The sequence below is a fragment of the Bacillus sp. GMs2/2 genome (genome assembly GCF_050172095.1).
GTDB classification, from domain to species: domain Bacteria; phylum Bacillota; class Bacilli; order Bacillales; family Bacillaceae_G; genus Bacillus_A; species Bacillus_A cereus.
This window is the reverse complement of sequence record NZ_JBNLYE010000443.1, coordinates 1-2,892: the sequence shown is the minus strand read 5'-3', so window position 1 is coordinate 2,892 and position 2,892 is coordinate 1. Positions and strand designations below refer to the sequence as shown.

The window sequence follows — 2,892 nt, the reverse complement described above, 5'->3', positions numbered from 1 at the left end:
TAAGCCGAAAGTCAACATCAAACGTGTTAACTTTTTATTTTTTAAACATCAAACAAGTTAAAAAGGAGTTGGAACCATGTTTGGACAAAGATTGAGAGAATTACGAAATAAGAAAAACATTAGTGCTACTGCGCTTGGAAAAGCACTTGGGATTGCACAAACAACTATATCGAATTGGGAAAACTCTGGATATGAACCCAGCTATGAAATGTTAGTGAAAATTTCACGCTATTTTGGTGTATCTGTAGATTATTTAGTAGGAAACGATAATGACGTCAATAAAAATGAAATAAGTCGTTTAGCAAAAGAGTTATATGAGGACTTGGATGATCTTCCAGAAGATGAACGCAATGATATTGAAAAAGGACTATTAGAATATCTGGAATTTCTAGGTTATAAATTAAAAAAAACAAAGAAATAAATTCTTTGCTTTTTTAATTAGCTTTTTGTCTAATATTAGATTTAAAGTTTCTATTTTCTTTAATATAAGTCTGTAATTTACTATGCAATTCAACATAATTACCTGTTTGTGACAATACTTTCACCAAAAAGTCATAATCAACTTGTTTACATAAATTCTTCTTTTTCATAAATTAATTACCCCTTTTACGAAATTTTTTATGTACAAGTGGAACGGAACTTTACGCCACACTAACAAGTGTTCCACTCCTTAAACGACAAATGACACTACTTTTGTAGTGTCATTTTTAACATCAATCACCCAGCTCCCCCACCAGGATCTACCATATATTGTAAAATTTTAGTGATACTTCCTTGCATCGGAAGTGCTGTTAAAGCCGCTATTGTGGCAAATAAATATAGTCGTTTTGCCCATCCCTTCATATTTAACCACCTCTGAATTTATTTTAACACATTTTTTGGAAGTTCCGCATAGAACAAATCATTATTTCGTTCAAAGGCCAGTAAAGCTTCTCTCATTAAGTTCATATCTTCTCTTGCTAGAGCTTGAACAAAAAGTTGAAGTGGTGTAAGAAAACCATTTTGTTTTTTAGTTTCTTCCATAAGAGCATCTGCTTTTTGTTTCATATTTTGTTTTATGTATAGATACCCCCTTTCTGTCGGATTTATAGGGTTTATATGATTTAAATTCTTTTCAAAATGAATGTTTAGAAAATCAAGTGTTGTTTGTAACATTTGTTGTTTTTTACGCATTTTTTGGTTACTTGGTGAAGCCACCAAACTTAACCCTTTGTCTAAATAATACTTAGACAATTCGTAGTCCGTTAATATATATGTCTCACCCATAATACAATAGGCTGTAGCCTTTGGAAGTAAATATACTCTTCCATCTCTGGAAATCATGTCATCACATAATTCTCTTGCTCTCTCCAATTCATTGTTCCTATGAAAACATGTGGCCAATAACTCCATAGTCCTTAATTCATATGAAGATTTTAAAAATGGATTTTTCACCTTTTCAATTTCAGCCTTTAACTCATCAATATTTGCACTTACTAAATTGTAACTTCTTGAATCAAAGAAAGCGTAAATCAGAGCAAACTCCATAGGAATTTTACTTATATCCTCTGCATTTTTTTGCTTTCCCATTTCTCCCTTTACCAATTTCAAAAATTCGCGCGGGTTAAATTCATCTGCGTTTCGTAAATAAAGTAATTCATAAGCACTCGCAAATTTACGATTCAACAAATTATTTGATTGTTTTTCTTGACCAATTAAATGATTTAATAATTCTAATTCACCGCACATGTCTATATATTCAAACGCTACTCTTAAATTAACTTTCCGTTTAGCTTGGTTACAATAGTTAAACACTTCTGTCTTTCGAAAAGAATAATCATGGGGATATAACATGTTTAGTATTTCTGCATAAACAGAAAAGTCAAATTCTCTTTTACCTGAAATAGATTGATTTACTTTAGAATGGCTAATACCTAACAAATCAGCAAGTTGTCTATTAGTAATACCTCTATTAGTTAAATCCTTTTGAATTTTTTCTAAAATCATACCCCTTGTTACACCCTCTCTCATCTTTTAATATGCAAATATATAAAAGGTTTTATATTAAAAGAATTTTCTGTAAATACATTCTAACAGAAATCAGAAAAAGTTTCGTTCCAGTATGGGATTTTGTATATTTCTATATTATTTTCGGAATATTCAGAAAATAATATTCGTATTTGCTTGTAACTTCTAACTTATTACTAGTTGATATTTAAAAAAAGTATGTGTAAAATAGTTCTTAAAGATATAGATTTTAAACAAGAAAATTTTACTAAAACCTATTCGTTAGCTTTAAACATTAATTATAAAAAAATAAAACCCCACCGCAACGTTTTTAATTGGATCAGGTCGCCAAACTCAAACCAATTAAAAACTCCAAGAGATAGGGGCTTTAAATTCACACTATAGGTATATGTGTTTTTCTTTAGTATCAAACTTGATACTAAAATTATACCATAACGTATATCTATTGTGAATATAAAACCTCTGTTTTTCCTATTTATTTGTGGTGGAAAAATAGGAGGTTTTTTTATGCTACTAAATAATTTTTTGCTAAGTACAGCAAAACGAGAATTAAGTCCACACCTGGTTCATGTTCCGCGAGGTGCTATCAATAAAACAGTACAAAAAGTAATTAAAAATATTGATATTATTCTGTTCGAACATGAAGGTAAAACCACTAAAGATTTCTTCATACAAACACCACGCCGCTATAAGGCATTGGAAGTTGTTTTATCTTACCTAGTACAAGAAGGATACTCTCAAATGAAACAAGAACAAATCAGTGAAAAATCCGGTATTTCTGTGCCGATCATCAACTTTATACTGAATTGGTTAGAGGACCTTGAAGTATGCCATCAAATCAAAACAAGACGTCATGGTAAGATTGCACCATCTATTTACATATTA

General features: G+C 30.4%; 4 protein-coding genes and 1 pseudogene. 2 read left to right on the top strand and 3 right to left on the bottom strand.

Annotated elements, in window-relative coordinates; translation table 11 throughout:
- Window positions 1-76 precede the first annotated feature (76 nt).
- Complete coding sequence (locus ACQGS6_RS25750; protein WP_426965827.1) at window positions 77-421, top strand: helix-turn-helix domain-containing protein; 345 nt, start codon at window positions 77-79, stop codon at window positions 419-421.
- A 13-nt stretch (window positions 422-434) separates the two neighbouring features.
- Here ACQGS6_RS25750 and ACQGS6_RS25745 read toward each other — a convergent pair whose 3' ends face one another.
- The 3 genes from ACQGS6_RS25745 to ACQGS6_RS25735 all read right to left on the bottom strand — a co-directional run bounded on the left by ACQGS6_RS25745 (window position 435) and on the right by ACQGS6_RS25735 (window position 2,010).
- Window positions 435-590 (bottom strand): hypothetical protein, encoded by a 156-nt coding sequence (locus tag ACQGS6_RS25745; RefSeq protein WP_000728845.1) that lies wholly within the window; start codon window positions 588-590, stop codon window positions 435-437.
- A 127-nt stretch (window positions 591-717) separates the two neighbouring features.
- On the bottom strand, window positions 718-843 hold the full coding sequence (locus ACQGS6_RS25740; RefSeq protein WP_261784577.1) for a hypothetical protein: 126 nt from the start codon (window positions 841-843) through the stop codon (window positions 718-720).
- An 18-nt stretch (window positions 844-861) separates the two neighbouring features.
- A complete protein-coding gene (locus tag ACQGS6_RS25735) occupies window positions 862-2,010 on the bottom strand; it encodes an AimR family lysis-lysogeny pheromone receptor (protein WP_426965826.1) in 1,149 nt (382 codons plus the stop codon).
- A 504-nt stretch (window positions 2,011-2,514) separates the two neighbouring features.
- On the opposite strand from ACQGS6_RS25735, the pseudogene ACQGS6_RS25730 reads away from it, so the two are divergent.
- Window positions 2,515-2,892: pseudogene (locus ACQGS6_RS25730) on the top strand (Replicase RepFR55); the annotation flags it as partial.